28 protein-coding genes are annotated in these 26,097 nt (G+C 69.1%); 10 read left to right on the forward strand and 18 right to left on the reverse strand.

What is annotated here, in order from left to right:
• The first annotated feature begins 59 nt into the window (after positions 1 to 59).
• Positions 60 to 443: a hypothetical protein gene (locus ACFYRH_RS06375; RefSeq protein ID WP_387769024.1), complete on the forward strand. Its 384-nt coding sequence runs from the start codon at positions 60 to 62 to the stop codon at positions 441 to 443.
• 4 nt (positions 444 to 447) lie between these two features.
• Here ACFYRH_RS06375 and ACFYRH_RS06380 read toward each other — a convergent pair whose 3' ends face one another.
• Genes ACFYRH_RS06380 through ACFYRH_RS06395 form a run of 4 tightly spaced genes read right to left on the reverse strand, consistent with a single transcriptional unit; the run spans position 448 to position 3,592 of the window.
• Positions 448 to 1,359 (reverse strand): phytanoyl-CoA dioxygenase family protein, encoded by a 912-nt coding sequence (locus ACFYRH_RS06380; protein WP_387769027.1) that lies wholly within the window; start codon positions 1,357 to 1,359, stop codon positions 448 to 450.
• A gap of 35 nt (positions 1,360 to 1,394) precedes the next feature.
• Positions 1,395 to 1,991 (reverse strand): class I SAM-dependent methyltransferase, encoded by a 597-nt coding sequence (locus ACFYRH_RS06385; protein WP_387769029.1) that lies wholly within the window; start codon positions 1,989 to 1,991, stop codon positions 1,395 to 1,397.
• 33 nt (positions 1,992 to 2,024) lie between these two features.
• The gene (locus tag ACFYRH_RS06390) at positions 2,025 to 2,876 is read right to left on the reverse strand and encodes a fumarylacetoacetate hydrolase family protein (RefSeq protein ID WP_387769032.1); all 852 of its coding nucleotides are present in this window, start codon (positions 2,874 to 2,876) and stop codon (positions 2,025 to 2,027) included.
• A gap of 20 nt (positions 2,877 to 2,896) precedes the next feature.
• Positions 2,897 to 3,592: a GntR family transcriptional regulator gene (locus ACFYRH_RS06395; RefSeq protein WP_387769035.1), complete on the reverse strand. Its 696-nt coding sequence runs from the start codon at positions 3,590 to 3,592 to the stop codon at positions 2,897 to 2,899.
• A gap of 156 nt (positions 3,593 to 3,748) precedes the next feature.
• On the opposite strand from ACFYRH_RS06395, the gene ACFYRH_RS06400 reads away from it, so the two are divergent.
• A complete protein-coding gene (locus ACFYRH_RS06400) occupies positions 3,749 to 4,840 on the forward strand; it encodes a mandelate racemase/muconate lactonizing enzyme family protein (RefSeq protein ID WP_387769038.1) in 1,092 nt (363 codons plus the stop codon).
• A 10-nt stretch (positions 4,841 to 4,850) separates the two neighbouring features.
• Positions 4,851 to 5,687, forward strand: a complete 837-nt coding sequence (locus tag ACFYRH_RS06405; protein ID WP_387769041.1) for an amidohydrolase family protein — start codon at positions 4,851 to 4,853, stop codon at positions 5,685 to 5,687.
• Between the two features lie 50 nt (positions 5,688 to 5,737).
• Here ACFYRH_RS06405 and ACFYRH_RS06410 read toward each other — a convergent pair whose 3' ends face one another.
• The 5 genes from ACFYRH_RS06410 to ACFYRH_RS06430 all read right to left on the reverse strand — a co-directional run bounded on the left by ACFYRH_RS06410 (position 5,738) and on the right by ACFYRH_RS06430 (position 10,178).
• On the reverse strand, positions 5,738 to 6,835 hold the full coding sequence (locus tag ACFYRH_RS06410; RefSeq protein ID WP_387769044.1) for a DNA polymerase IV: 1,098 nt from the start codon (positions 6,833 to 6,835) through the stop codon (positions 5,738 to 5,740).
• An 18-nt stretch (positions 6,836 to 6,853) separates the two neighbouring features.
• The gene (locus ACFYRH_RS06415) at positions 6,854 to 7,696 is read right to left on the reverse strand and encodes an ABC transporter permease (protein ID WP_387769047.1); all 843 of its coding nucleotides are present in this window, start codon (positions 7,694 to 7,696) and stop codon (positions 6,854 to 6,856) included.
• Positions 7,693 to 8,505 (reverse strand): ABC transporter permease, encoded by an 813-nt coding sequence (locus tag ACFYRH_RS06420; RefSeq protein WP_387769050.1) that lies wholly within the window; start codon positions 8,503 to 8,505, stop codon positions 7,693 to 7,695. The genes ACFYRH_RS06415 and ACFYRH_RS06420 overlap by 4 nt, the downstream gene beginning before the upstream one ends.
• Positions 8,505 to 9,518 (reverse strand): ATP-binding cassette domain-containing protein, encoded by a 1,014-nt coding sequence (locus ACFYRH_RS06425; RefSeq protein ID WP_387769052.1) that lies wholly within the window; start codon positions 9,516 to 9,518, stop codon positions 8,505 to 8,507. The genes ACFYRH_RS06420 and ACFYRH_RS06425 overlap by 1 nt, the downstream gene beginning before the upstream one ends.
• 195 nt (positions 9,519 to 9,713) lie before the next feature.
• Positions 9,714 to 10,178, reverse strand: a complete 465-nt coding sequence (locus ACFYRH_RS06430; protein ID WP_387769055.1) for a GNAT family N-acetyltransferase — start codon at positions 10,176 to 10,178, stop codon at positions 9,714 to 9,716.
• A gap of 32 nt (positions 10,179 to 10,210) precedes the next feature.
• On the opposite strand from ACFYRH_RS06430, the gene ACFYRH_RS06435 reads away from it, so the two are divergent.
• Complete coding sequence (locus ACFYRH_RS06435) at positions 10,211 to 10,627, forward strand: PaaI family thioesterase (RefSeq protein ID WP_387769058.1); 417 nt, start codon at positions 10,211 to 10,213, stop codon at positions 10,625 to 10,627.
• On the opposite strand, the gene ACFYRH_RS06440 is transcribed toward ACFYRH_RS06435, so the two are convergent.
• A complete protein-coding gene (locus tag ACFYRH_RS06440) occupies positions 10,628 to 10,927 on the reverse strand; it encodes a zf-TFIIB domain-containing protein (protein ID WP_387769061.1) in 300 nt (99 codons plus the stop codon).
• Positions 10,928 to 10,990: 63 nt separating this feature from the next.
• Positions 10,991 to 12,892, reverse strand: coding sequence for a penicillin-binding transpeptidase domain-containing protein (locus tag ACFYRH_RS06445; RefSeq protein ID WP_387769064.1), 1,902 nt, complete (start codon positions 12,890 to 12,892; stop codon positions 10,991 to 10,993).
• Positions 12,893 to 13,134: 242 nt separating this feature from the next.
• Here ACFYRH_RS06445 and ACFYRH_RS06450 point away from each other — a divergent pair, with 242 nt between their 5' ends.
• The 3 genes from ACFYRH_RS06450 (at position 13,135) to ACFYRH_RS06460 (ending at position 15,626) form a co-directional block, all read left to right on the forward strand.
• Positions 13,135 to 13,464, forward strand: a complete 330-nt coding sequence (locus ACFYRH_RS06450; RefSeq protein WP_387769067.1) for an L-rhamnose mutarotase — start codon at positions 13,135 to 13,137, stop codon at positions 13,462 to 13,464.
• Between the two features lie 81 nt (positions 13,465 to 13,545).
• Positions 13,546 to 14,112: a hypothetical protein gene (locus ACFYRH_RS06455; RefSeq protein WP_387769070.1), complete on the forward strand. Its 567-nt coding sequence runs from the start codon at positions 13,546 to 13,548 to the stop codon at positions 14,110 to 14,112.
• A complete protein-coding gene (locus ACFYRH_RS06460; protein WP_387769073.1) occupies positions 14,109 to 15,626 on the forward strand; it encodes an FAD-dependent monooxygenase in 1,518 nt (505 codons plus the stop codon). The genes ACFYRH_RS06455 and ACFYRH_RS06460 overlap by 4 nt, the downstream gene beginning before the upstream one ends.
• A gap of 456 nt (positions 15,627 to 16,082) precedes the next feature.
• Here the strand turns inward: ACFYRH_RS06460 and ACFYRH_RS06465 are convergent, their stop codons facing one another.
• The 5 genes from ACFYRH_RS06465 to ACFYRH_RS06485 form a co-directional block, all read right to left on the reverse strand.
• Entirely contained in the window at positions 16,083 to 16,793 is a 711-nt protein-coding gene (locus ACFYRH_RS06465) for a pirin family protein (protein ID WP_387769076.1), read from the reverse strand.
• Positions 16,794 to 16,798: 5 nt separating this feature from the next.
• On the reverse strand, positions 16,799 to 17,302 hold the full coding sequence (locus ACFYRH_RS06470; protein WP_387769079.1) for a DinB family protein: 504 nt from the start codon (positions 17,300 to 17,302) through the stop codon (positions 16,799 to 16,801).
• Positions 17,303 to 17,413: 111 nt separating this feature from the next.
• Positions 17,414 to 18,820: a S1C family serine protease gene (locus ACFYRH_RS06475; RefSeq protein ID WP_387769082.1), complete on the reverse strand. Its 1,407-nt coding sequence runs from the start codon at positions 18,818 to 18,820 to the stop codon at positions 17,414 to 17,416.
• Positions 18,821 to 18,921: 101 nt separating this feature from the next.
• On the reverse strand, positions 18,922 to 20,526 hold the full coding sequence (locus tag ACFYRH_RS06480) for a sensor histidine kinase (RefSeq protein WP_387769085.1): 1,605 nt from the start codon (positions 20,524 to 20,526) through the stop codon (positions 18,922 to 18,924).
• Positions 20,523 to 21,215, reverse strand: a complete 693-nt coding sequence (locus tag ACFYRH_RS06485) for a response regulator transcription factor (RefSeq protein ID WP_387769088.1) — start codon at positions 21,213 to 21,215, stop codon at positions 20,523 to 20,525. Before ACFYRH_RS06485 ends, ACFYRH_RS06480 begins: the two co-directional genes overlap by 4 nt.
• Positions 21,216 to 21,332: 117 nt before the next feature.
• Here ACFYRH_RS06485 and ACFYRH_RS06490 point away from each other — a divergent pair, with 117 nt between their 5' ends.
• Complete coding sequence (locus ACFYRH_RS06490; RefSeq protein ID WP_387769091.1) at positions 21,333 to 22,328, forward strand: acetamidase/formamidase family protein; 996 nt, start codon at positions 21,333 to 21,335, stop codon at positions 22,326 to 22,328.
• On the opposite strand, the gene ACFYRH_RS06495 is transcribed toward ACFYRH_RS06490, so the two are convergent.
• Together ACFYRH_RS06495 and ACFYRH_RS06500 are read right to left on the reverse strand one after the other, a co-directional pair.
• Positions 22,321 to 23,295 (reverse strand): TIGR03560 family F420-dependent LLM class oxidoreductase, encoded by a 975-nt coding sequence (locus ACFYRH_RS06495; RefSeq protein ID WP_387769094.1) that lies wholly within the window; start codon positions 23,293 to 23,295, stop codon positions 22,321 to 22,323. The two genes, ACFYRH_RS06490 and ACFYRH_RS06495, sit on opposite strands and share 8 nt — an antisense overlap.
• Positions 23,292 to 24,191, reverse strand: coding sequence for a DMT family transporter (locus tag ACFYRH_RS06500; RefSeq protein WP_387769097.1), 900 nt, complete (start codon positions 24,189 to 24,191; stop codon positions 23,292 to 23,294). Before ACFYRH_RS06500 ends, ACFYRH_RS06495 begins: the two co-directional genes overlap by 4 nt.
• A gap of 63 nt (positions 24,192 to 24,254) precedes the next feature.
• On the opposite strand from ACFYRH_RS06500, the gene ACFYRH_RS06505 reads away from it, so the two are divergent.
• The gene (locus tag ACFYRH_RS06505) at positions 24,255 to 24,722 is read left to right on the forward strand and encodes an Lrp/AsnC family transcriptional regulator (protein WP_387769099.1); all 468 of its coding nucleotides are present in this window, start codon (positions 24,255 to 24,257) and stop codon (positions 24,720 to 24,722) included.
• A gap of 160 nt (positions 24,723 to 24,882) precedes the next feature.
• Entirely contained in the window at positions 24,883 to 26,094 is a 1,212-nt protein-coding gene (locus ACFYRH_RS06510; protein ID WP_387769102.1) for a pyrophosphate--fructose-6-phosphate 1-phosphotransferase, read from the forward strand.
• Positions 26,095 to 26,097: the final 3 nt, after the last annotated feature.

Consider the following 26,097-nt stretch of genomic DNA (forward strand, 5'->3'; position numbering starts at 1 on the left):
GGACACCAGAAACGCGGCGTGGCCTCGCGGGGCTTGGCCGCACGGTGTATCACGGAAGCGTGACGCTGACCGAAGCTCGTAACTTCCTCCGCTCGGAACTCCTCGCGGTGGCGGCGATCGTCGTACCGGCTCAGACGCCGGCGGTGACGCAGGACGTCGGCCCGGCGGACGAGTCCGCCCTCGCCGACGACCACGGGCGCGAGTCCGTGTGCACGATCACCGTCGAGACCGGCGACCCGACCACCCCGGACCCCGAGGCGCAGGTCTCCTTCGCGGCCGAGACCCTCGAGAGCCGCGGCTGGAAGGTCACCATCGCCGAGGTCACCGACGGCCACCACCAACTCACCGCCCGCCGCAGCGGCTACGACCTCACCGTCGACGCCGAGACCACCGACTGGCGCCTGACCTTCACCGGCCAAACCCCGTACGACGACGACCTGTAACCACTCACTCGTGAGCGCGCTGCCAGGGGCTCAGGTCCAGTCCGGGGTAGCGCTGCGAGATGCCGGTCAGCGTCTGGTCGGTCCAGTACGGGTGGCCGGGCGGCGGGAAGCCGAAGAGTTCGAGCTGGCGGGGCGTGGCTCGGTGGACGAACTCGTACCAGCCCGGCTCGTGGCTACGGGCCGCCCAGGCGACGCGCTGCCCCCAGTCGGCCTCGGCCGGACGGTAGATGAGCTGCATCGAGTACCGCGCGCCGCCCGGCCGCCGCAGGCCGGTGCCGCGGTGGAACGTGCGGGTGTTGAACGCGATCACGGTCCCGGCCGGCCCGGCGCCGGACCGCTCGGCGTCGTACAGGCGGGTGTTGTCGTCGGGCGACGTGAAGTCGCCCTGACCACCCGACCGTGGGAAGAAGTTCGGGTTCATCGGCAGGTCGGCGGTGTGCTCGTACGGCACCAGATGCGGCGGGCCGAGTTCCTCCGGTACGTCGACGAGGAACACGAACAGCTCCAGGTGCTGGTAACGGTCCTCACGGGTCGGGACGAGGATCGTCTGGTTCAGGTAGTCGCGGTGCAGCTCCTGGTCGTACGACGTCGCGCCGGTGTACTTCGCCCACGCCTCCGCCGACGAGAGCCGCAGATCGGACTGCCCGAGCAGCGTCTCCGCGAGCTCCACGATCCGCGGGTGGACGGCCAGCAGGCTGAACTCCGGGCTGCCGAACGGGAAAACGTCGATCCCGTCGAACTCGTCCTCGACGTACCGCGCTCGTCGCTCGTCGGTCCCGTCGTGGAAGCCCTCCGGCGTCGGGAACATCGTCGGCAGATCACCGAGCGCCGGCGCCAGATCAGCCGGCGACAGGAAGCCCGGCAGCACCACGAAACCCTGGGTTCGCCACTGTTCGGTGGCCTCGGCAGGGGTCATCAGCTGGTTCGCACGCGGGAAGTCATGCGCTGACGTTACCTGCGGAAGAACAGGCGGTCGCCTGGAATTTCCGCGTCGAGGTACGGCGTGAAGCCTGCCGCGAGCGCGATCTCGGACAGGGCGGCGGCGGTCCAGCGGTGGACGTGGACGTTCATCGGGTGACCGCCGTACCCGGAGGTCTTGTGGGTGGTTTGCTCGCCGACGTGGAACCCCATCAGCAGGACACCGCTGGGAGCGAGCACCCGGTGGAACTCGGCGAACGCCTGCGGGACGACGTCGCGCGGAAGGTGGATGATCGACCACCACGACACCACGCCGGCCATCGAGCCGTCCCGCAGATCGAGCGCGGTCATCGAGCCGACGCGGAAGTCGAGCTCCGGGTGGTCCCGGCGGGCAACCTCGATCATCCCGGGTGACAGATCGATCCCGGTGACCTGCAGGTCGAGCTCGGCGAGCAGGCCGGTCGTGCGGCCCGGGCCGCAGCCGACGTCGAGCACCGGCCCGTCCGGGATCAGCTTCGCGAGGAGGTCGAACGCCTCGCCTTCCCAGTCGGCACCGTCCACCACGAGCTCGGCGTACGAGACAGCGACGTTGTCGTAGGAGCTGCTGATCTCGGCGAGGAAGTCGGTCACCCGGCCGACCTTAAGGCCGGCCGGGGACAGTTTTCAGGCCTTGCCGAGGGACTGCTTCTGCTTGCCGAGGCCCTCGATCTCCATCTCCATGGTGTCGCCGGGCGACAGGTACGGGAAGCGGCCGGACAGCGCCACGCCTTCCGGCGTACCGGTGTTCACGATGTCACCGGGGCTGAGGACCATGTACTGCGAGAGATCGCGGATCAGCGCCGCGACGCCGAAGATCATGTCCTCGGTGTTGGAGTCCTGCCGCGGCTCGCCGTTCACCCACGACTTGAGCTGCAGGTTCTGCACGTCCTGCACCTCGTCGGCCGGGATCAGCGCCGGGCCGAGCGGGTTGAAGGTCTCGCAGCACTTGCCCTTGGACCACTGGCCGCCGGAGACCTCGATCTGGAAGGCGCGCTCGGAGACGTCGTTCGAGACGGCGTACCCGGCGACGCAGGCCAGCGCGTCCTCGTCGGTCTCGACGTACCGGGCCTGCTTGCCGATGACGACGGCGAGCTCGACCTCCCAGTCGGTCTTGGCCGAGCCGCGGGGGACGAGCACCTCGTCGTACGGGCCGACGACGGTGTTCGGGTGCTTGAAGAAGACGATCGGCTGCTTCGGCGGCTCGGCGCCGGACTCGGCGGCGTGCGCGGCGTAGTTCTGCCCGATGCACACGACCGCGCCCGGGCGGGCGATCGGTGCGCCGACGCGCAGGCCCTCGGTGCCGGCGACCGGCAGCTCGCCGGCCTCGAGCGCGGCGCGGGTGCGGGCGATCCCGTCGGCGGCGAGGAAGGCCCCGTCGATGTCGGCGGTCAGCGGGCTCAGGTCGTGAACGGTGCCGTCGGCGGCGCGCACGTACGGGCGCTCCTCGCCGACCGCGCCGAGGCGCAGCAGTTCCACAGAGGACTCCTCAGGACGGATCAGTCTTGATCGAAGATCGGCCGCAGGCGGGCGCGGGAGGCTTCGATGTGCGCCCGCATCGCCGCGGCCGCCTCCTCCGGGTCACCCTTGCGGACCGCGGTCACCACGGTCTTGTGCTCTCGCAACGCCTTCGTCGCGATGCCGCCACCGTAGTACAGCCGGAACAGGTGCAGGTGGCAGTGTGTCCGCTGGAAGGACAACCGGGCCGTCTCGTTCCCGGACAGTTCCAGCACCAGGTCGTGGAACCGCTGGTCGTGCGCGGCCATCGCCCGGTAGCTCTCGTACGCCGGCCGGTCGGGGACGTCGGTGTAGCTCAGCATCTCCGCCTTGAGCCGGGCCAGGTCCTCGCTGCCGGACCGCTCGGCGGCGCGACCGGCCGCCCACGGCTCGATGTGCAGCCGGTACTCGAACAGGTCCTCGAACTCCTCGCGGGTCAGGCGCGACGACACGCGGTACCCGCGCAACGGCTCCTTGATCACCAGGCCGTCGGACTCCAGCCGGGCCAGCGACTCCCGGATCGGGGTCTGCGAGATTCCCAGCTCACGGGTGAGCGCGTCGATGTTCAGGCGGGTGCCGGGCTCGACCACGCTGTCCATGATCAGGCCCTTGACCGTCTCGTAGACGTCGTCGCTCAGCACCTGGCGCTGGGGCAGGCGGCTGAGCTGCCCGGCCAGGCCTACATGTGCATCAGTCACGTGTCGCTCCTCCCGGAATCATTCTGCCCGACCCGCAGTCCGCCTTGACGCGTCCAGTGTGAAGGGGGAGCATCAGGATGCGCAATATCCTATAGGATCTTGCGGGAGCCGCCACGGGTTCGGAGACACTGTGAGTTCGGAGGTCATGTGAGTACGGTGAGTACGACGATCGTCCGGGCCGACGCGTACCTGGTCGACCTCGAAGTCGAGACCGTCCGCACCGACGCCGTCCAGGCGTTCCTCAAACAGGAGACGATCTTCGTCTCGCTGGCCACCGCGGACGGGCTCACCGGACTCGGGTACTCGTACACGATCGGCACCGGCGGGACCGCCGTACTCGCGCTGCTCCGGGACCACCTGCTGCCGCGGCTGGTCGGTACCGACGCGCGCAATGTCGAGGCCCTGTGGGCCGACCTGTTCTGGTCCACGCACGCGACGACCGTCGGGGCGATCACGTCGCTGGCGCTGGCCGCGGTCGACACGGCGCTGTGGGACCTGCGCTGCCTGCGGGCCGGTGAGCCGTTGTGGCGGCTGGCCGGTGGGTACCGGCAGCGGGTGCCGCTGTACGACACCGAGGGCGGTTGGTTGCACCTGACAACCGATGAGCTCGTCGCCGGTGCACTCGCGTCGCAGAAGGCGGGCTGGCCGGGAGTGAAGCTCAAGGTCGGCAAACCTCGTGTGCACGAGGATGTGGAACGGCTGCGCGCCGTACGTGATGCGGTCGGTCCGTCGATGGACATCATGGTCGACGCGAATCAGTCGATGACGTACGCCGAGGCGAAGCGCCGGGCGGCCGCGTTCGAGGCCGTGGACCTGTCCTGGTTCGAGGAACCGCTGCCGGCCGACGACGTCACCGGGCACGTCCGGCTGGCGGAGTCGACGTCGATCCCGATCGCGGTCGGCGAGTCGCTGTACTCCGTCGCGCAGTTCCGCGAGTACCTCGCCGCCGGTGGTGCCGGGATCGTCCAGGTCGACGTGGCCCGGATCGGCGGCATCACGCCGTGGCTGAAGGTCGCGCACCTCGCCGAGACGTTCAACCTCGAGGTGTGCCCGCATTTCCTGATGGAACTGCACGTGAGCCTGACGGCCGCCGTACCCAACGGCCGGTACGTCGAGCACATCCCGCAACTGCGGGCGATCACGTCGACCGAGATGGATATCGTCGACGGGCACGCGGTCGCTCCGGACACGCCCGGTCTCGGAATCGACTGGAACCAGGACGCGATCGACGACCGCCGGGTCGGCTGAGGAGGCGCGCATGAGGGTCGACGCACACCACCACGTCTGGGACCTGAGCGTCCGGGAACAGAGCTGGATGGTGGGTCCGGAGCTGGACCCGATCCGGCGCGACTTCGCGATCGCCGACCTGGCGCCGCTCGCGGCCGCGGCCGACGTGACGTCGACGGTCGTCGTCCAGACCGTCGGGCTGGTCGCAGAGACCGTCGAGTTCCTGGAACTTGCCGCGAGCAACGATCTCGTCGCCGGCGTGGTCGGCTGGGTCGACCTGACTGCTTCCGACGTACAGCAGTCGCTCTCCGGGTTGATGGCTCGTCCGGATGGATCGTACTTGAAGGCGATCCGTCACCAGGTCCACGACGAACCCGACGTCGACTGGTTGCTCCGCCCCGATGTCCAACGCGGCCTTGCGGCGATCGCCGACGCCGGCCTCGCCTACGACCTTCTCACCAAGACACCACATCTCCCCGCCGCGATCCAGACCGCCCGCAACCTCCCGCAGTTGACGTTCGTCGTCGACCACATCTCGAAGCCCGTCATCGGCGACCCGCTGGAACCCTGGGCAAGTCAGCTCCGCGAGTTGGCCGCGCTCCCCAACGTGACCTGCAAACTCTCCGGCATGGTCACCGAGGCCCCGTGGGCAACGTGGAAGCCCGCTGACCTCCAGCCGTACGCCGACGTAGTCCTCGACGCCTTCGGCCCCGACCGAGTCATGTTCGGCTCGGACTGGCCCGTCTGCCTCCTCGCCGCGACGTACGCCGAGGTCGCCGAAACCGCCGACTCCCTGACCTCGAAGCTCACCCCCGCGGAGCGCGAGTCCGTCTTCGCGACCACCGCAACCCGCACCTACAAGCTCTGACAATCGGCAGCTCGACAGGAGGCGGACCAGGCAGCCGCCGTACAAGGCGTTCAGTCGGACTGTTCGGGTGGGACGAATTCGACGCGGACGCCGAGGAGGCGGATGGGGCGTTTGAGGTCGAACTTGTCGAGGAGTTCGAGGGCTGCGGTGGCGATCTGGTCGGGGTCCTGGGTGGGAGTCTTGAGTTTGCGGCTCTTGATCGGGGTGTAGAAGGTGATGAAGCGGACCTTGACCCAGACGCGTTGGATGGTGCGGCCTTCGGCGACGACTTCCTCGGTGACCTCGACGGCGATGCGGCGGAGTTCGCGTTCGACGGCGGCGCGGTCGGCGAGGTCCTCGGGGAAGGTTTCCTCGTGGCTGCGCGAGACCGGCTCACGCGGTACGTCGGTGACCTGGGTGTCGCCCAGGCCGCGGCCCAGGGCGGCGTACCAGGAGCCCATCTTCGGGCCGAAGCGTTGCTTCAGTCCATCGACGTCGGCGGCGGCGAGTTCGGCGACCGTGGTGAGGCCGAGTTCGTTGAGATTGCGTTCCATCCGGCTGCCGATGCCCCACAGGTCGCGGACCGGGCGATGATCCATGACGGCGCGCCAGTTGGCCGCGGTCAGGCGGTAGACGCCGGCGGCGCCGGCCTCATCCGGTGCGCCGGCACCTTCGAACGGTACGGCGTGCGAGCGTGAGTGCTTCGCGAAGTTGGTCGCCAGTTTCGCGCGGGTCTTGTTGTCGCCGATGCCGACCGAGCAGGTGAGCCCGGTACGCTCGGCCACCGCGGCCCGCAGCTGAGCCGCCAGCGCCTCCGGATCGTCGGTCTCGGCGCCGACGAAGCACTCGTCCCAGCCCCACACCTCGACCACCACCGGGAACGTCCGCAGCGTGTCCATCACCTCGGTCGACGCGGCCTCGTACGCCGCCGGGTCCGACGGGAGGAAGACGGCGTCCGGACACTTCTTGTACGCCGCCCGCACCGGCATCCCCGAGTGCACGCCGTACTCCCGGGCCTCGTACGACGCGGTCGCGACGACCTGCCGTGGCTGGGTCGGGTCGCCGGACCCACCCACCACGACAGGCAGCCCGCGAAGCTCAGGCCGGCGCCGGATCTCGACGGCCGCGATGAACTGATCCATGTCCACGTGCAGGACCCACCAGCTCATACGTCACAGGTAACCACATCAGCTGGACGCACTGGAGTACGTCAGCAGCCCGCGTCGCCACAGCAACCGGACGAGCAGCGTGGCCACGACCGCGAGCCCGATCCCGAGCGCGACCGGTCCCCACCCGAGGTCACCGGCCATCGCCCGCACCGGGAACGTCGTCGCGAACGCCACCGGGAACGCGAACGTCAGGAACGTCCGCACCGCGAGCGGGAAGAACACCAGCGGGTACCGCCCGGCCTCGACCAGGCTGAGGAACACCACCCCGATCGGCCCCACCGACTGCAGCCAGAACGCCAGGAACGACATCGCCGACCACACCGCGGTGAGCAGCACCAGCCCACACCCGACGAGTACGACGGCCTGCAGCACTTGCCCGGCACCCGGCCGGATCCCCGACTGCACCAGCCCGATCACGAGTACGGCGATGCCACTGGCGACGTTCGTCAGCTCGGCGACGTTGATCCAGCGCAGCGTCAGGTAGAACTGGCTCGACACCGGCCGGAGCAGCACGCCGTCCAGCTCGCCTTCGGTCAGGTACGCCGTCATGCGGTTCAGGTTCGGCGCCACGAAGGTCGCCATCAGCCCGGTGACGATCTGGAACACCCCGACCAGCGCGATCACCTCCGCCCGGGACCACCCGTGCACCTGCTGGGTGAACCCGAACAACAGCAGCGTCGGTACGATCCCCAGCCCCAGTTGCACGAGCCCGACCAGCAACGTGGTCAGGAAATGCGCCCGGTAGTGCGTCTCGCGGACCACCGCCTGCCCGAGGAACCGCCGCCACAACCGCACATGCCGCCACTGCTTGTGCACCCAGGTCCGATCGAGCGGCTGCCGTTCCTCCGCGTGCGTGCTCATGCGCCCACCGCCGAGTACGTACGGATCCCGGCTGCCCAGACGAGCCGCGCGATCACCCCGAACACGACGACGTACCCGAACTGGATTGCCAGACCCGATGCCAGTTCGGCGCCGGTGAGCTGCCCCGCGACGATCTCGACCGGGAACGACACCGTGTACCGGAACGGCTGGTGGTCGACGAACCCGCGCGACCAGTCCGGCATCAGGGCCAGCGGTACGACGGCCCCGGACAGGACGCTCGCGATGATCACCCGGGCCTGCACGAGCGCGCCCACGTCGTCCATCCAGAACGCCAGCGCGGCGATCAGGATGTCGATCGTGAACACCAGCACCGCTCCCAGCACAATGCTGACCGCGAACAGCACCCAGCGGCCCGGGCCGGCCGGGATGTTCATCGAGTCCCGGAAGATCCACCAGACAATGCCGATCATCGGCACCAGCGCGAACAGCTTCAGGAACTTCTCCGACAGGTTGTTCGCGACGAATCCGACCAGCAGTGACGCCGGCCGCACCATCCAGCTGGACAGCTTCCCGAGCCGGATGTCGTTGGCCAGGAAGGCCGCCATCCACGACGACGTCGCCATCGTGACGAACCCGAGCAGCACGAAGTACGTCGTGACGTACTGCTCGTCGACCGGCAACCGGGCCCCGTTCGCGAGCGCCGTCCGCCAGATCAGCAGCGAGATGATCGGCACGCAGATGTTCGCGAGCATGAAGATCACCCACGCCCCGCGGTACACCGACTGCTGTGCGATCTCGGCCGCCGTCATCCGCCGTACGACGCGGAGGTTCCGCACGACGGTGCTCATCACAGCGAGCTCCGGCGCTGGAAGAGCTCCCGCATGATGTCCTCGACGTCCGCGTCCGCGACATCCAGGTCGACCAACGGACCGAGCCGCGTCAGTTGCTCCATCACCGCACCGGCCCGCTCCCGCTCGGCCTCGAGCTTCACGGTCTGCCCGTCGACGTCGACCGCGCTCACCCCGTCGAACCCGGCGAGCGGCGTACCGTCGACCGGTGCCGCGTACGTCGCCCGGACGAGCTTGCGTGGTCGCGCGGTCCGGACCAGCTCGTCGAGCGCGCCGTCGAACTGCAGTCGCCCGTGGTCGATGATCATCACCCGGGAGCAGAGCGCCTCGATGTCGTCCATGTCGTGGCTGGTGATCAGGATCGTCGTACCGCGGAGCCGGTTCAGGTCGGCGAGGAAGGACCGGACCCGGGCCTTCGCGACCACGTCCAGGCCGATCGTCGGCTCGTCCAGGAACAGGATCTCCGGGCCGTGCACGAGCGCTGCCATCAGCTCGAGCTTCATCCGCTCACCGAGCGAGGTCTTGCGGACCTGGACGTTCAGCAGATGCTCGACGTCGAGCAGGTCCGCGAGTTCCGCGACGTTGCGGTCGAACTCCGCGGTGGACAACCCGTACATCTCCTTGTGCAGCAGGAGACTCTCCATCGCCGGGACGTCCCACCACAGCATCGTCTTCTGGCCCATCACGAGCGCGATGCGGCGCAGGTAGTCGTGCCTGCGGTCGGACGGCGTGTGGCCGAGCACCTCGAGGTCGCCGGAGGTGGTGTAGAGCAGGCCGGACAGCATCTTCAGCGTGGTGGTCTTGCCGGCACCGTTCGGGCCGAGCAGGCCGACGACCTCACCCCGCCCGATCTCGAACCCGATCCGGTCGACGGCGAGCCGCGTCTCGTACTTGCGTCTGAGCAGGCTCTTCAAGGCCCCGCCGAGCCCGGCCTGCTGTTTGTGGAACGTGTAGGTCTTGGTCAGCTCATGTGCCGCGATGACAGGCGGCAGGTCGTCGTGAACAGGCGTCACGGAAGCAACACCGCTTTCGAAAGAGTCGGTTGACTGTCGGACCGGGCAGCGCCACCGCGCAACGCGCAGAGCGCAGGACGATCACCGAATCAGCCGATCTCTCGGCGAGGTGTCGACATCGCTCCCTGTGGGTCCTTTCGAGTGCGGCTGCCACCGGCCACGGTATGACGGCCGGAAAGCGCCGTCCAGCGTTTTTCAGAGCGCTTTGCGCATCTGCTGCGAGATCACCGTGTAGCCGAGCGAGTCGTAGAGCGCGATCGCCGTACGGTTGTCGCCGAAGACGTTCAGGTCGAGCTGCGTGTAGCCGAGGCGGCGGCACTCGTCCTCGCCGGCCAGCATGATCGCCCGGCCGTAGCCCTTGCCGCGCTGGTCGCTGCGCACCTCGATGCCGTAGATGAACGGCACCCGCGACCTGGTGCTGATCCACAGGCTGCCGACCGGCTCCTCGCCTGCCATGGCGATCCAGATGAGCTGCCCGTCCGTGGCCGGGCCTTCGGGGAGCTGCCTCTCGGTCTCCTCGTACGCGAAGGCGAGCGCCTCGTCCGTGGTCAGTCCGCGGGCCGGGCCGATCCCGGCCGCGAACGACGCGGCGGTGAGCTCCATCCAGTCCGGGTACTCGACGTCGGTGATCGGGCGCAGCTGCACAGTTGGGGTCGTCACGCTGCCGACCCTAACTGGCATATCGTGCGCGGGTGGCGGACTTGACTCTGGAGATGGCGCAGAAGCTGTTGGCGACGCAGCCGTTCAGCGTGGTGCTGGGGGCTCGGGTGACGGCGTTCGGGGACGGTGGGGCGACGTTGGAGCTCGACATCCGTCCGGATCTGCTGCAGCAGAACGGGTTCCTGCACGGCGGCGTGCTGAGTTACGCGGCCGACAACGCGCTGACGTTCGCGGGCGGCACGGCGCTCGGCCCCGAGGTGCTGACGGGTGGCTTCACGATCAGCTATCTCCGCCCCGCGCGCGGCGTGCTGCTCCGAGCCGTCGCGAAGGTCGTGTACGCCGGACGTCGGCAGGCGACCTGTACGTGCGAGCTGACGACGATCGACGAGACCGGTGCCGGTGCCCTGTGCGCGCTGGCCCAGGGCACCGTGATCGCCGTCGGGCGGTAGTCAGTCGAAGAGGTCCTCCAGGAAGGATTTCTTCTTCTTCCGCGGGTACTGCTGGTTGCTGTACCGGCGGTCGTCGTCATAACGGCGCTCGTCCCGCCGCTCGTCGTACCGCCGGTCGTCGTGGTGCTTCTCCTCGCGGCGCGGTGGTGCGTTGAACCGGGCCTCCGCGTCCACCAGGCGCTCCAGTTCGCCGCGGTCGAGGAAGATGCCGCGGCAGTCACCACACTGGTCGACGGTGATGCCGCTGCGTTCGTACGTCCGCATCAGCCCATGGCACTTGGGACATGTCAGGCTCTCCATCCGGAAACGGTAGGTGACGAAATCCCCGTCATCGCGGGCTTTCAGCCAACTCTCAGGAACTTCCTACTTGAAGCTGGACAGGAAGGTCTTGAGGATCGGGCCGGCGGTGTGCGAACCGGACTCGCCGCCCTCGACGATGACCGCGAACGCGACGTCGCCGCGGTAGCCGGCCATCCAGGCGTTCGTGGTGACCTTGCCGTTCACGACGACCTCCGCCGTACCGGTCTTCGCCGCGACCGCGCCGTTCCCGGCCAGCACCTTCGCCGTACCGCCGGTGACCGTCGTCCGCATGAAGGTCCGCAGCGCCGCGACAGTTGCTGCAGGCAACGGTGAGGCGGCCGGGCCGGCAGCGTCCTTGCCCGGCACCAGCACCGGCTTCATCGCGGTCCCGTGGTCGACCGCGGCCGCGACCAGCGAGATCGCCAGCGGGCTGGCGGTGACCGTACCCTGGCCGATCATCGACGCCGCTTCCTCGACGTCGTCCTTCGGCGCCGGCACCTGACCGCCGTACGCCGAGAGCGACAGGTTCAGGTCGCGCCCGATGCCGAACATCGCCGCGGTCTTGGTCATCGCGTCCTTCGGGAGCCGCGCGTGCTGCGAGATGAACGCGGTGTTGCAGGACTCGTTGAACGCCTTCTGCATGGTGCCCGCGCCGTACGCAGCGAGACCGTCGTAGTTCTTGAACGTCTTGCCGAACACGTTGATGGTGTTGGTGCACGGCAGCGCGGTCGTCGTGGTCTCACCACTGCCGAGCAGTGCCGCCGAGGTGACGATCTTGAACGTCGAGCCCGGCGCATAGCGACCCTGGAAGGCGCGGTTGTAGCTCGCCACCTGCGGGCCGTTCGCGGCCGCGAGGATCTGGCCGGTGGACGCCTGGACGGCGACCAGTGACGCCGGCAGCTTGCTGGTCGCGAGCGCGGCCTCGGCGGTCTTCTGCATGTTCGTGTCCAGCGTGGTCTTCACCGGCTTGCCGGCGGTGCCCTGCTGGCTGAACACCGTCTTGATCGTCAGCTTCGTCTTGCCGTCCCGCAGCGTGACCGTGCCGCCCGGCGTACCGGCGAGCTGCTGCTGGAACGCGTACTGCAGGCCGGTCGTGCCGACCTGGTCCTGGGTCGACGCGGTCGGACCGGCGTTCTTCAGGGTGTCGGCGGTCGCGGTCTTCATGGTGCCGATCAGCGACCGGGCGAACGTCGCGTTCGGCGGCAGCGACTGGGTGCCGCCCATGGTGAGCACGCCCGGCAGCTTGGTCATCGTCGGCCGGAGCGCCTCCCACTCCTCGGCCCGGATCGTGATCGCCTCCACGAACTGCCCGGCCGGCGCCGCCTTCGCCCGCGCGGCGAGTTTCGCGCCGTCCACATCGAGGTACTTCGTGAACGCCGCGTACGTCGCCGCGGTGGCCTTGGTCCCCGACGCGACACCGACGATCACGACCTGCCGGTTCGCGGTCAGCGCGACGCCGTTGCGGTCCAGGATCGAGGCGCGGGCGGGCAGCGCGCGGACCCGCTTCAGGTAGTTGTTGTCGCCGAGGCCGGGGTAGATCGTGTCGCCGGCGGCCTTCACCTTCCAGGCGTCGCCGGTCTTCACCGCGGTCGCCGTACTGGTCCACTTCATCGTGCCGATGCCGCGCAGTTGCGCCTCGACGGCCAGCTCCTGCGTGCAGTTGTTGCCGTCGCTGCACTTCGGGTCACCCTGCGGAGCCACCGTCACGGTGCTCGCGACCAGGGCGGTGTCGACGTCGTCGAGCCGCTTGGCGAACACGGTCGGGTTGTCGGTGAGTGCCCCGGCCGCGTCCGGCTTCCCGTCCGGCGCCCACGCCTTCACCCAGGCGTCGGCGAACTGCTTGATCACCGCACCGGACGCCTGCTGCTCGTCGCTCCCGGACTTCCCGCCGCCGGATTTGCTGTCCGAACATCCGGCGGTGATCAGCAGACTACTCAGACAGACGATCGCAGTGGTTCGCTTCACTTTCCCAACTCTCGCACGACGACGGATGGACACCGGGGCACAGTCTTCGGCGTGTGGCCGCTTCGCCACCAGGGCGAAACTACTCAATCCACCCAAGTACGACGCCCCGGCCCGCTCAGGAGTTGGCCGCAGAGCGGGTGCGAATCGGAGGCAAGAGGCTGCGTGAATCGGCGGCGAAGAGGTCCACCGAGATGGTGGAACCGCGTTCCACGGGTGCCGCGGGCGGCGTATTCTGCACCTTTGTGACCCGCCTTGCGCTGCACAGCCGCCTGATTCCCGGTACCGAAGAGGCCTACGAGATCGAGCACGCCCGCGTCTGGCCGGAGCTGATCACCGTGATGCATGCCGCGGGGATCAGTGACTGGTCGATCTGGCGCAGCGGCCGCGACCTGTTCCACCTGGTCGTGTCCGACGACTTCGAGGCGGCGGTCGCGTACCTCCGCAACGACCCGACCGACCAGCGCTGGCAGCAGCACATGAGCCAATTCGTCGAGGGGTTCGCGCAGAACCCCGAAGGCGTGGCCGGCCAGTCGCTGCGGCACGTCTGGACGATGAGCGAACAGACCGACTAGGGCGAAGGTCCCGCGGTGCGGTGACCTTCTGGCGTTGTCGCGGACCGTTCGCGGGCCGACCGTGGTGGGTGGGAGGTCGCCATGGCCGGAGATGTTGAGCACTTGCGGCTGCCGACGGCATTGCCGCGACTGGCACGCTGCGCGGCGCGGACCGGCGTACAGCTGGCTCAGGGACGGATTCGGCAGCCCGCGGACCGGGTGGGGCTGTCGGTGCGGTTCGCGGACGGCTCGGCCTCGTGGGTCTATCGGGAGACGGTGCTGACCGGGGTCGTGCCGCTGGATCCGTGCGTGCTGATCGTCGGGTTCCGGCTCCGGTTCGTCCGCGGGCAGGCGCATCGGTGGTTCCGGGACGTGAGCCTGCTCAACACCCCGCTGTTCGTCGGCTTCCCGGGCTTCGTGTCGAAGCTGTGGTTCGCCGCCGACGAGTTCGGGATCTACCGCGGCTGCTACGACTGGGACGGTCCGGCCCAGGCCGAGGCGTACGTACGCGCGCTGTGGTGGCCGCTCGCCCTCGTCAGCGAGACCGCGTCGATCCAGTACCAGGTGCTCCCCGGCCTGCGGCGTGACGCCGTGATCGCCGGTCTGGAGCCTTCGGACACCGTCGGCGCCGTCCCCGAGCAGTGGTGGCGGCCGGTGGAGTCCAGGTGAGGACGCCGCGGGTACTGGTCGTCGGCGCCGGTCCGACCGGCCTCGCCCTCGCCCTGCAGGCCCATGCGCTGGGCGCCGAGGTGCGAATTGTCGACCGGCGTCCGGAGGCAGCGCGGCCGTCGCGGGCCATGATGGTTCACTCACGGACACTCGAGGTCCTCCGACCGCTCGGGGTGGTCGAACCACTCCTGCGGCACGCCGTGACCGCTCCGACGGTGCAGCTCCACCTGCACGGGCACACCGTTCGGGTCGCCCTGTCCGAGTTCGCCGTACCGGACACGCCGTACCCGCATCTGACTCTGACCCGGCAAGGGGATGTCGAGGCGGTCCTGACCAGTGCGCTGGCCGAGCGTGGCGTCAGCGTTGAGCGTGGTGTCGAGCTGGCCGGTCTGCCGACGACGCCGTACGCCGCTGTTCGGGCCGAGCTGCGCGGAACGGACTCTGGTACCGCCGACTGCGACTACCTGGTGGGATGCGACGGGGCCGACAGCACGGTCCGTCGCCTGACGGAGATTTCCTCGACGGGTGCCGACTACCGCCAGGAGATCGTGCTGGCCGATGTCGAACTGGAAGGGGAACTGCAGCTCGATTCCGCCCACGTGGCGCCCGGCTGGTCCGGTCTGGTGTTCCTGTTCCCGCGTGGCGACGTCGCGACCTGGCGGCTGATGGCGACCCGCCCGCTGAGTGGCACACCGGCCGGGGAGAGTGTCTCGCCGGCAGTCGCACAGAGTATCCTCGACACTGCCCGGTTGCCGGCGCGGATCAGCCGGCTCGCATGGTCGAGCGTTCTCCGGCTCCGGCACCGGCTGGCCGACAGCTACCGGAGCGATCGCATCTTCCTGGCGGGCGACGCCGCCCACGTGCACTCACCGGCGGGCGGACAGGGCATGAACACCGGAATCCAGGACGCGGTGAATCTCGGCTGGAAACTCGCCTGCGCCGGCGCTGAACGACCTGCGGGCGGCCTGCTCGACTCGTACGAACAGGAGCGCCGCTCGGTTGCGCGGACCACGATCGGCGTGACGAACCTGGTGTTCTGGGCGGAGTCGGGTCTGGATCCCTTCGCGTCGCTGACGCGCGCCGTACTGGTGCCGCTGGGCGCTCCGGTGCTCCCTGCGGCGCTGCGCTGTCGTCAGTTGGCCGCTGAAGGTTTCCGAACGCTCGCCCAGCTCCGGGTCGGGTACCCGCGAAGTCCACTGTCCGTCGATGATGGCCCTGCCGGGGCGCTGAGGGTCGGCGCCGGTGACAGGCTCCCGGACCTCCCGGTCACGGTCGCGGCTGGTCGGACCCGGTTGCAGACGCTCACGGCGCGACCAGGTTTCCACCTGCTGCTGCTCCGCGATGCGGCTGAGCCGGAGCGGCCGGCGAAACGAGCCCCGATCCACGTCCACCGGCTCCTGGATCAGCGCGGTCGCGGCGTCATCGGCGTACGGCCTGACGGGTACGTCGGTCTGCGGTCCACCGACGGCTCAGCCGCGCAGCTGGACCGTTGGCTCGCTCTGGCCGGCGCCTAGCGCCGTGACAAGAAACGTTGAGGCCGTCCATCAGCTCAGCCCGTCCCCCCGGCTATCCGACCTCGGAGAGTTTCCCCAGCCAGGCCCCCGGCCAGGCCCCCGGCCAGGCCCCCCGGCCAGGCCCCCGGCCAGGCCCCCGGCCAGGCCCCCGGCCAGGCCCCCCGGCCAGGCCCCCCGGCCAGGCCCCCCGGCCAGGCCCCCCGGCCAGCATTCGAGGGGTTCACCCCTGATGTTGTCCGTGAGCAGTTGGTATGCCGCGTGGGAACGGGCCATTTCTGAGGTGAACCACCCAAACGGCGCCACGGCGCCACGGCGCCACGGCGCTACGGCGCTACGGCGCTACGGCGCTACGGCGCCACGGCGCTACGGCGCCACGGCGGCGCGTGCAGAGCCGGCTGGGGTCAGCGCTGTCGGGGACGGCAACGGCCTGACAACCCGATGGTTCTTGACGGGGCGCTAGTGTCCTGAGTCGTACATCTCCCAGACCAAGAGCTCGGCTCCGTGAGCGCCCGCGGTGACTCGCTCGCCGGCGGTACCGGTCAGCCGGGCAGCGTCCGCGGTGCCGAGGTCACCGGCCGCTTCCAGACTGGCTGTGCCCGCGGCGACGAACAGGTGGACGTACGGCGCGGTCGGCAGCTGAATCGACTGCCCAGGAGCGAGTCTCGCGACGGACATCCCGGCGGACGGCTGGTTGATGCGAATGGCGGTGGAGGTCGTGTGCTTGGCCAGACCGGAGGCGACCGGGACGAGCTCGCCAGCGGTCAGGTCGAGTTCGGTCTGTTCGTACGACGGCGGCAGGTCGAAGCGGTCGGGGCGGACCCACATCTGGATGTAGTGGACCGGCTCGGTGCCGTCGTTCCACTCCGAGTGCTGGATTCCGGAGCCGGCGCTCATCCGCTGGGCGAGGCCGGGGTGGATCGTGCCGCTGTTCCCCTGCGAGTCACGGTGCGCCAGGGCGCCCCGCAGTACCCAGGTGACGATCTCCAGGTCCTGGTGCGGGTGCGTGCCGAACCCGGTCCCCGGCGCGACCGTCTCGTCGTTGTGCGCCATCAGGAACCCGAACCCGACATTCGCCGGATCGTAGAACTCCCCGAACGAGAACGAGTGCCGCGACTCCAGCCACTCACTGTCGGTCCGGAACCGATCCTCCGCCCGCCGTATCTCCACGACGACTAGTAATACCCCTTCTGCCCGTCGAGCAGCTCCCGCATGGTGTCGAGATGCCCGAGGTGCCGGCCGACCTCCTCGACCATGTGGATCAGGATCCAGCGGAGCGTCGGTTGGAACTCCGCGTCCTTCCCCACAGTGTCCAGGGAGTGTGCCGCGGTGATCTTGTTCGACTCCGCCCACTGTGCGTCGTACTCGTCCAGGAGCTGGGCCAGCGAGACGCCGTCGACCAGCCAATCGGCGCTCTTCGGCTCCTTCCGGAACTGCGGGTTGGCTTCCTCCGGCTCGCCCAGGAAGATCACGTTGAACCAGCAGTGCTCGGTCCAGCGCAGGTGCGACACCAGCCCGACCGGCGTCATCAACGGCGACGTCGGGAGCACCGCCCGGCGCTCGTCGGCCTCCGCCAGCCCCTCCAGCTTCCGCCGGACCAGCGCCCGCTGCAGATCCAGCCAGCCCACCAATTGCGTCCGCTCGTCCGCCACCAACGGCGGCCGCTGCTCGTAGCTCATGGCAGGACGGTACCGGCTGACACGCAAAGGCGGGCTGAGACGCAAAAGGGACGCAAAAAGGACTGCGCCGCTCGGTGGGCGGCGCAGTCCGGTACTGGGTTGGACGCTTGGTCAGCCGGTTGGGTTCCCGTTGTCGGAGCCGAGGGTGGCGGTGACGGTCTGGGACTTGCCGGCGCGGGTGAGGGTGAGTTTCACCTGGTCGCCCGGGCGGTGCGAACGGACAGCGGCGACCAACGCGTCCCCTGACGAGATCGCCTTGCCGTCTACAGCGGTCACCACATCACCTGACTGCAGACCGGCTTTGTCCGCCGCACCGCCGGACGTGACCTCGCCGAGGCGTGCTCCGTTCGTGAGCCCGTCGGAGGACTGCGCGTCGCCGACCGTCACACCGAGCCGCGCATGTGTGGCCTTGCCCTTGGCCACCAACTCGTCGATGATCGGCTTGGCCTGGTCGATCGGGATCGCGAAGCCCAGGCCGATGTTGCCGCCCTCGGATTGTCCCGATCCGCCGGCGGTCTTGATCGCGCTGTTGATACCGACCACCTGGCCGGCGAGGTCGATCAGGGCGCCGCCGGAGTTCCCCGGATTGATCGCGGCGTCCGTCTGGATAGCTGGGAATACCGTCGTACTGTCCTGCTGCGAGTCGCCCGAGGTCACCGGCCGGTTCAGCGCCGAGACGATACCGCTGGTCACGGTCGCCTCCAGCCCGAACGGCGAGCCGATCGCCACCACGCCCTGACCGACCGCGAGCTTCCCGCTCTGCCCCAGCGTGGCCGGCGTCAGATCGGTCGCGTTCGCGTGGATGACGGCGAGGTCGGTGAGCGGGTCGGTGCCCTTGACCGTGGCTGATACCGTTCGGCCGTCGTTCAGCACCACGCTCAGCTGCGCGCCCTGACCGGCGCCGGAGACCACGTGGTTGTTGGTGACGATCAAGCCGTCCTTGCTGATCACGATGCCGGACCCGGTCGCCTCACCCTGCTGGGTCGCGACCGCGATCTTCACCACGCTCGGCAGCACCTTCGCGGCGGCGCTCTGCACCGAGCCGTCCGGCGTCGACACCGGTGCCGCCTGGTTGCCGTTCAGCGGGGCGGTCACCGACGGGGTGTTCGCGGTGTGGTCGTTGGTGGCCGAGTAGACGGCCGCACCCCCGACACCGCCCGCGGTGCCGACCAGCAGCGCGGTCAGCGCCACCAGCGCCAGCCCCGCGCGCCGCTTCGGCTTCTCCTTGGTAGCCGTGGCCGCCGCGGGCTGCGGTCCGAAGGGCCAGTTCGGGTCCGGAGACGTCCCCTGATGCGTCCCCGGCGCCCCGAACTGTGGGTAGGCACCCCCACCTGCGGGGTACTGGCCCGGCCGCTGCCCTTGCGGCCCCGGTTCCGGCCGTGGCTGCCCGCCCTGCGGCGCATACTGCTGTTGCTGATGCTGCCCGTACATCGGCAACTGCTGCGTCCGCTCCGGCCCCTGCGGTCCCTGTGCGTTCTGGCCGGGCTGGTTCGGCTGCTGCGGCTGGTTCTCGGTCATGACGATTACTTTGTCGGCCGGACCTTAAAGGGGCCTGAAGATCCCCTCGGAGTGGCCGAAGAAGTCTGTGAAGATCCTCTGAAGGATCTCTTGGGAATCTGTCAGCGACTCTGCGTCGCCGCGTGCGGCAGCCACAGAGTGAACTGCGCGCCGGCCCCGGGCACGTTGCGGGCGTAGATCATCCCGCCGTGCTGCTCCGCCGCATGCTTCACGATCGCCAGGCCGAGGCCCGATCCGGGACGGCTGCGTGCCTCGCTGGAGCGGTAGAACCGCTCGAACACGTGCGGCAGGTCCGCCTCGGCGATACCCGGCCCGGAGTCGGTCACCGTCAGTACGCCGTCCAGCAGGCGCACCGTCACGTGCCCGACGGGCTGCCCGTCGCTGTGCTGCTCCGCGCCCTCAGGCATGCTGTACTTCGCTGCGTTGTCCAGCAGGTTGGTCACGGCACGCCCCAGCAGCCGCTCGTCGCCCCACACCGGGAACGGCGACAGCTGGACGTCCCACTCCAGCCCGGGCGCGCGTCGGCGTACCTTCATCACCGCGTCTTCGACGACGTTGGAGAGCTCGATCAGCTCCGCGTTGCGTACCTGGGGTGTGTCCCGGGCCAGCTCGGTCAGGTCACCGATCAGCGTGGTCAGCTCGTCCATCTGAGCGCGTACGTCGTCCAGCAGTTGCCGGCGATCCTCGGCACGCAGACCGCCGCGTTTGTCGGCCTGAGCGAGCAGATCCAGGTTCGTCCGCACGCTGGTGAGCGGCGTCCGCAGCTCGTGCCCGGCGTCACCGACGAGCCGGCGCTGGCGGTCGCGGGACTGCGCCAGCGCGCCCAGCATCGCGTTGAACGCCATCGCCAGCCGGGAGATCTCGTCGGTCCCCGTTACCGGGATCGGCTTCAGGTCCTCCGTCCGTGCGACGTGCTCGGCCGCGCCGGTCAGCCGGGCCAGCGGTCGCAGGCCGGACCGGGCCACTGCGTTGCCGGCGAGCGCTGCACCGATGACACCGATCAGGCCGAAAGCCCAGAGCACGATGCCCAGGTTGTGCAGGGTCTGGTCGATCGACCCCAGTGACTGCGCGACTACGAGTGCACCGGGTTGCAGGAAGTTGGCGTCTTGCTGGCACTCGTTGGAGTACCCGGCCGGGCAGTAGCGGGCCGCTACCGCGACAACGCGGTAGTGCGGACCGTTCCGGACACCTACCGTCCGCAGGCTGGCCTGGTTGCCCTGGTCACGGGCGATCTGCAGCTCGTCGTCGCCCATCGGCGGCAGCGGGCTGTTCTGAGCCCCGTACTGCACTCCATCGGCGCTCAGCACGCCGACCCGGATGTCGCTCAGACCGAGCGCGTCCGCGGAGGCGCGCTTCAGGTTCTCCAGGTTGGTCAGGACGCCCTTCTGGGACGCCTGGCCGGCGCGCTGGATCAGGCTGTCGTCGAGGTTCTGGTACATCTGCTGACGCACGGTGATGTACGCCGCGACGCTGACGATCGCCACCGCCAGACCGACCGCGACTGCCGCGAGCAGCGTCACGCGGGCGTGCAGACTCAGCTTGTGGAGCGTCTCGTTCCACCAGTTCTGGGTCCGGGCCGCGGTCGCGGCCACCCGATTTCCATTGCTACTGGCAACGGGCTGCTCGGGATGCGGTTGCGCTTGCGCTTGCGGTTGGGACTGCCGGTCGGCGTACGACGGGAAGTCGCCGGGGTGCTGCTGGCTCACGGTGGGGTGTCTCTCAGTACGTACCCGATCCCGCGGACGGTGTGGATCAGCCGGGGCAGGCCGTTCACCTCGGTCTTGCGGCGCAGGTAGCCGATGTAGACCTCGAGCGAGTTCGCCGTGGTCGGGAAGTCGTAGCCCCAGACCGCGTCCAGGATGACCGCGCGCTCCAGCACCCGGCGTGGGTTGCGGATCAGCAGCTCCAGCAGCGAGAACTCGGTTCGGGTGAGCTGGATCGGCATGTCGCCGCGGTGCACCTCGTGCGCGTCGACGTCGACCACCAGGTCGGCGTACTGCAGCACCTCGCCGCGCTGGCCGCCCTCGCCGGGCGTGGTGCTGCGGCGCAGCAGCGCGCGCAGCCGGGCCAGCAGCTCCTCGAGCGCGAACGGTTTGGTCAGGTAGTCGTCACCGCCGGCGTCCAGGCCGTCCACCCGGTCCGCGACCGCGTCCCGCGCGGTGAGCACCAGGATCGGCACATTGTTGCCGGCGGCCCGCAACGCCTTGGTGGTCTCGAGGCCGTCCAGCCGCGGCATCATCACATCCATCACCACGACGTCCGGCTCGACGTTGCCGATCACCGCGAGCGCCTCGGCGCCGTCGGACGCGGTCACCACCTCGAAGTCGTTGAACTCCAGCGAACGACGCAGCGAGTCCCGGACCGCCCGGTCGTCGTCCACCACCAGTACCCGCATCGTCTGCCCCGCTCCGCTCGAAGTTCCGCCACCGAGAGTAGGTCGCTTCTGTGAGAATCGCCTGAGAACCCGCTGATCGCTCGCCCAATACCTCCTGTACACCTTAAGTTGCCAGACGTGGACGCTCTGGAATTCACCCCCCGCCCCGACGACTTCGCCTGGACCTTCGGCGGCGTACCGCCGGTCCGGCGGGTCAAACCGGGTACTGCGCTGCGGCTGTGGACCGAGGACGCGTTCGGCGGGAGTCTGCGCAGTACGTCGGACCTCGCGAGCGCCTCGCTGAACATGCCGTTCGTGAATCCGCAGACGGGGCCGTTCTACGTCGAGGGCGCCGAGCCGGGCGACACGCTGGTGCTGCACCTCGTCGAACTGGCGCCCGCGCGGAGCTGGGGCGCCTCGGCGACGATTCCGTTCTTCGGTGGGCTGACCAGCACCGACCGGACCGCCACGCTGCAGGACCCGCTACCGGAGCGGACCTGGATCTACGAGGTGGACAGCGCTCGGCAGACCGTCGGCTTCCAGGCGCAGGGCAGCCACCTGGAGGTGGCGCTGCCGCTGGAGCCGATGCTCGGCACCGTCGGGGTCGCACCGGCCGGCGGTGAGGTCCGCTCCGCGCTGGTCCCGGACACGTTCGGCGGCAACATGGACACGCCCGAGATGCGTGCCGGTACTACCTGCTACCTGAACGTCAACGTCGAGGGTGCGCTGTTCTCGGTCGGTGACGGCCACTACCGCCAGGGCGAGGGGGAGTCCTGCGGTACGGCGGTCGAGGGCGCGATGAACGTCGTACTGATCGTCGACCTGCTGAAGACGCCCGGACCCGCCTGGCCGCGGCTGGAGAGTGACGACTACCTGGCCGTCGTCGGGTCGAGCCGGCCACTCGAGGACGCGTGGCGGGCCGGTCAGGTCGACATGATCAGCTGGCTGGGCTCGCTGTACGGCCTGGACAAGCTGGACGCCTACCAGTTGCTCAGCCAGGTCAGTGAGGTCCCACTGGCCAACGTGGTCGACGCCAACTACAGCGTGGTCACCAAGCTCCCGAAGCGGCTGCTCCCGCCGGTGACGGCGTACGACGGGATCCACCAGCACCTGCGCTCTCTCAGCCTCAGCTGAACTGCGGTACGACGTCCTCCGCGAAGCGCTGCATCGGCTCGTGGTCGTAGGCGACGCCGGGGATGTACGAGATCACGTAATCGACTCCGGCCTCGGCCAGACGCTCGACGTGCTCGCTCAGCTGTTTCGTCGTGACCACCTCCGCCAGCATGTGCGACGTCCCGCCCGAGCCGATCTCCAGGAACTCCTCCAGGCTGTACCGCCCGCGTGCCTTGGCCGTCGCACTGACCGGATCCGCGCCCGCTTCGACCGGGAAGACGTTCAGACTGGTCGACTTGGTGATCTCGTCGTAGTCGCGGCCGACCTCCTCGCAGTGCTGCCGGAGGATCGCGAGCTTCCGTTCGATGACGTCCACCCGCCCGGTCCCGAAGTTGCAGGCGTCGCCGTACTTCGCCACGAGCCGCAGCGTCACTCGCTCGCCACCGCCGCCGATCCACAGCTTCGGTTTGCGTCGCGGGACGACGTACGGCTTGTCGACGGAGTGGTACTGCCCCTGGAACTGCACGTCGTCCTCTGTCCACAGGCGGTGGATGAGTTCGACGGACTCGACGAAGGAACCCATCCGCTCCCTCTGGCTGGTCCACCGGTACCCGTAGGCCTTCCACTCGTGCTCCGACCAGCCTGCGCCGATACCGGCATACATGCGGCCGTGGCTGGCGACGTCGACCGTGGTGGCCATCTTGGCGAGCAGGGCGGGGTTGCGGTACCCGTTGCAGCCGACCAGCTGCCCCAGGTTCACCCGGGACGTGTCACGCGCCAGCGCGGCCGTGGTGGTCCACATCTCGAAGACGGTCTCGCGGACAGGCTCAGGCACCGTGTGGAAGTGGTCGAACAGCCAGACCGAGTCCCACGGACCTGCGTCGGCCGCCTTGGCCACAGCGGTCATGGCCTCCCACTGCTCGACCGGATCCGCGAGTTCGACCAGATCCATGCGCCAGCCCTGCGGAACGAACACACCGAACTTCATGCGGTCCTCCTGGAGATTGCGACCCCGGCGAGGCACAGTGCGCCACCGGCCAGGGCCAAGACGGTTGGAGCCTCATCGAGGAGCAGCCAACCCAGCACGATCGCGACAGCCGGGACGGCGTACACGGTGACCCCCATCCGACCGGCGCTGGTACGGCGCAGCGCAAAGGCCCACGTGGTGAAGCCAAGAGCAGTGGGGAACGCTGCGAGATAGACGGTCCACCAGATGGTCGCTGCGTCGGCTGTGCGGAGCTCGCTGACCAGAGTGGGCGCGAAGGGCAGGCAGACGACCGCACCAATCGTGCAGGCGAGCCAGGTGACTTCAGTGGCCGGCAGCCGACTCAGCAGTGGTTTCTGCGTCACGACGCCCACGGCGTACGAGATCGCGGCGACGACGCACAGGACGACGCCCCAGGTCTCGGCGCGGCCGTTGGAGGTCGACGTGCCGATGACGACGATGCCGGCGAACGAGACCAGGCCGCCGATCACCAGTTGGCGGGGGAAGCCCTCACCGAGGCCGATGCCGGCGAGTACCGCGATCAGCAGTGGGGCGATGTGGACGAGCATGGCCGACGTACCGGCGTCGAGACGGCGCTCGGCCTCGTTGAGGGCCAGGTTGTAGACGCCGAACCACAGCACGCCACAGGCGATCAGCGGCAGCCAGTCGCGGTGCGCGGGCCAACGGCGTACGGCGGGTTCGGGGCGCCGCCGGGCGAACAGGAGTGCGCCGAGGAAGACGCTGCCGAGTCCGAGCCGGGCCAGGGCCAGGGAGCCGGCGGAGAACTCCGTTCCGACGTGCCGGATCGCGACGAACGACGACGCCCACAGGACGACGGTGACCGCGGCGGCGCCGGTCGCGAGGCCGGTCCGGGGCGGAGCTTCGACGAGGGAAGTCACGGTCACTACAGTAGAAACGGACAGTTGGTGATTCCATGGCAGTTCGGAGCCTAGGAGGCGGTCTTGCTTACCGAAACGAGAAGCTCGGGACTGGATGAGCTCAATTGTCGGATTCTGCGAGAGCTGACTGAGGATCCGCGGTTGCGGACCACCGAGCTGGCTCGGCGGCTCGGGGTGTCGACGCCGACGATCCGGGAGCGGGTCGCGCGGTTGGAAGAGTCGGGGGTGATCCGTGGGTATCGGCTGGACATCGATCCGGCGGCCCTCGGGCGGCCGGTCGCGGCGTGGGTGCGGCTGCGGCCGGGGCCGAATCAGATCCCGAAGATCATCGAGCTGGCCGGACGGACCCCGGAGGTCGTCGAGTGCCACCGGATCTCCGGCGAAGACTGCTTCCTGATGCGCGTCCAGGTCGCCGAGATCGCCGCCCTCGAAGACGTCCTCGACAAGTTCCTGGTCCACGGCCAGACAACCAGCTCCTTCGTCGTGTCCACGCCGGTCCCGCCGCGCAGCGTCCCACTGAGCGAACCCTAACCACCCTCAAGCCCGCCCCCCAACCGTCCGTCGGTTGAACCCCAACCACCCTCAAGCCCGCCCCCCAACCGTCCGTCGGTTGAACCCCAACCACCCTCAAGAGTGGTCTGCATCACTAGTCTGGTGGCGATTTCCCCACGTTTCCGGAAGGACCTGGACCATGGCTGCCGACTCGTCTGTCCGCAGAGTTGCCCTGCTCACCGCCGGCGGGCTCGCGCCCTGCCTGTCGTCCGCCGTCGGCGGACTGATCGAGCGCTACACCGACATCGCGCCCGACGTGGAGATCATCGCCTACCTGAACGGGTACCACGGCCTGCTCAGCGGCCGGTACCTCGACGTGACGCCGGAAGTACGGGAGAAGGCGTCGGTGCTGCACAAGTTCGGCGGCAGCCCGATCGGCAACAGCCGGGTGAAGCTGACCAACACCGCCGACCTGGTCAAGCGCGGCCTGATCCAGGACGGGCAGAACGCCCTCCAGGTCGCCGCCGAGCGGCTGGTCGCGGACGGTGTCGACGTCCTGCACACCATCGGCGGTGACGACACCAACACCACGGCCGCCGACCTCGCGGCGTACCTGCAGGAGCACGACTACAACCTGACCGTGGTCGGCCTGCCGAAGACCATCGACAACGACGTGGTCCCGATCCGGCAGAGCCTGGGCGCCTGGACCGCCGCCGAGCAGGGTGCGCTGTTCGCCCGCAACATCATCGCCGAGCACAGCTCGAACCCGCGGATGCTGATCGTCCACGAGGTGATGGGTCGCAACTGTGGCTGGCTGACCGCGGCGACCGCGCAGGCCTACCAGCAGTGGGTCGACGAGCAGGAGTGGAACCCGGGCATCGGCCTGGACCAGGGCGGCTGGTCGGTGCACGCGGTGTACGTGCCGGAGGCAACGATCGACCTGGACGCCGAGGCCGACCGGCTGCGCAAGGTGATGGACGAAGAGGACTGCGTCAACATCTTCCTGTCCGAGGGCGCCGGTGTGGAGTCGATCGTCGCCGAGATGGAAGCTCGCGGCGAGGAGGTCGGCCGGGACCCGTTCGGGCACGTCAAGCTGGACACCATCAACCCGGGTGCCTGGTTCGCGAAGCAGTTCGCGGAGCGGATCGGCGCAGAGAAGACGATGGTGCAGAAGAGCGGGTACTTCAGCCGTTCGGCCGCGGCCAACGACCGCGACCTCGCCCTGATCAAGGAATGCACCGACTACGCCGTCGACGCCGCGCTGCGCGGTGAGTCCGGCGTGGTCGGCCACGACGAGGAGCGTGGCGACGAGCTGCGCGCGATCGAGTTCCCGCGGATCGCCGGCGGCAAGGAGTTCGACCCGAGTGCCGACTGGTTCGTCGCGCTGAAGTCTCAGATCGGTCAGAGCTGACTG

This window comes from Kribbella sp. NPDC004875 (assembly GCF_042873375.1).
In the GTDB taxonomy this organism is placed as follows: domain Bacteria; phylum Actinomycetota; class Actinomycetes; order Propionibacteriales; family Kribbellaceae; genus Kribbella.

Coding starts and splice junctions, on each gene's coding strand:
- ACFYRH_RS06380 (WP_387769027.1), bottom strand. CDS start 1,359: ATGACCCCTGCCGAGGCCACCGAACAGTGGCGAACCCAGGGTTTCGTG.
- ACFYRH_RS06405 (WP_387769041.1), top strand. CDS start 4,851: ATGAGGGTCGACGCACACCACCACGTCTGGGACCTGAGCGTCCGGGAA.
- ACFYRH_RS06410 (WP_387769044.1), bottom strand. CDS start 6,835: ATGAGCTGGTGGGTCCTGCACGTGGACATGGATCAGTTCATCGCGGCC.
- ACFYRH_RS06415 (WP_387769047.1), bottom strand. CDS start 7,696: ATGAGCACGCACGCGGAGGAACGGCAGCCGCTCGATCGGACCTGGGTG.
- ACFYRH_RS06420 (WP_387769050.1), bottom strand. CDS start 8,505: ATGAGCACCGTCGTGCGGAACCTCCGCGTCGTACGGCGGATGACGGCG.
- ACFYRH_RS06440 (WP_387769061.1), bottom strand. CDS start 10,927: ATGGAGAGCCTGACATGTCCCAAGTGCCATGGGCTGATGCGGACGTAC.
- ACFYRH_RS06455 (WP_387769070.1), top strand. CDS start 13,546: ATGGCCGGAGATGTTGAGCACTTGCGGCTGCCGACGGCATTGCCGCGA.
- ACFYRH_RS06470 (WP_387769079.1), bottom strand. CDS start 17,302: ATGAGCTACGAGCAGCGGCCGCCGTTGGTGGCGGACGAGCGGACGCAA.
- ACFYRH_RS06475 (WP_387769082.1), bottom strand. CDS start 18,820: ATGACCGAGAACCAGCCGCAGCAGCCGAACCAGCCCGGCCAGAACGCA.
- ACFYRH_RS06485 (WP_387769088.1), bottom strand. CDS start 21,215: ATGCGGGTACTGGTGGTGGACGACGACCGGGCGGTCCGGGACTCGCTG.
- ACFYRH_RS06495 (WP_387769094.1), bottom strand. CDS start 23,295: ATGAAGTTCGGTGTGTTCGTTCCGCAGGGCTGGCGCATGGATCTGGTC.
- ACFYRH_RS06510 (WP_387769102.1), top strand. CDS start 24,883: ATGGCTGCCGACTCGTCTGTCCGCAGAGTTGCCCTGCTCACCGCCGGC.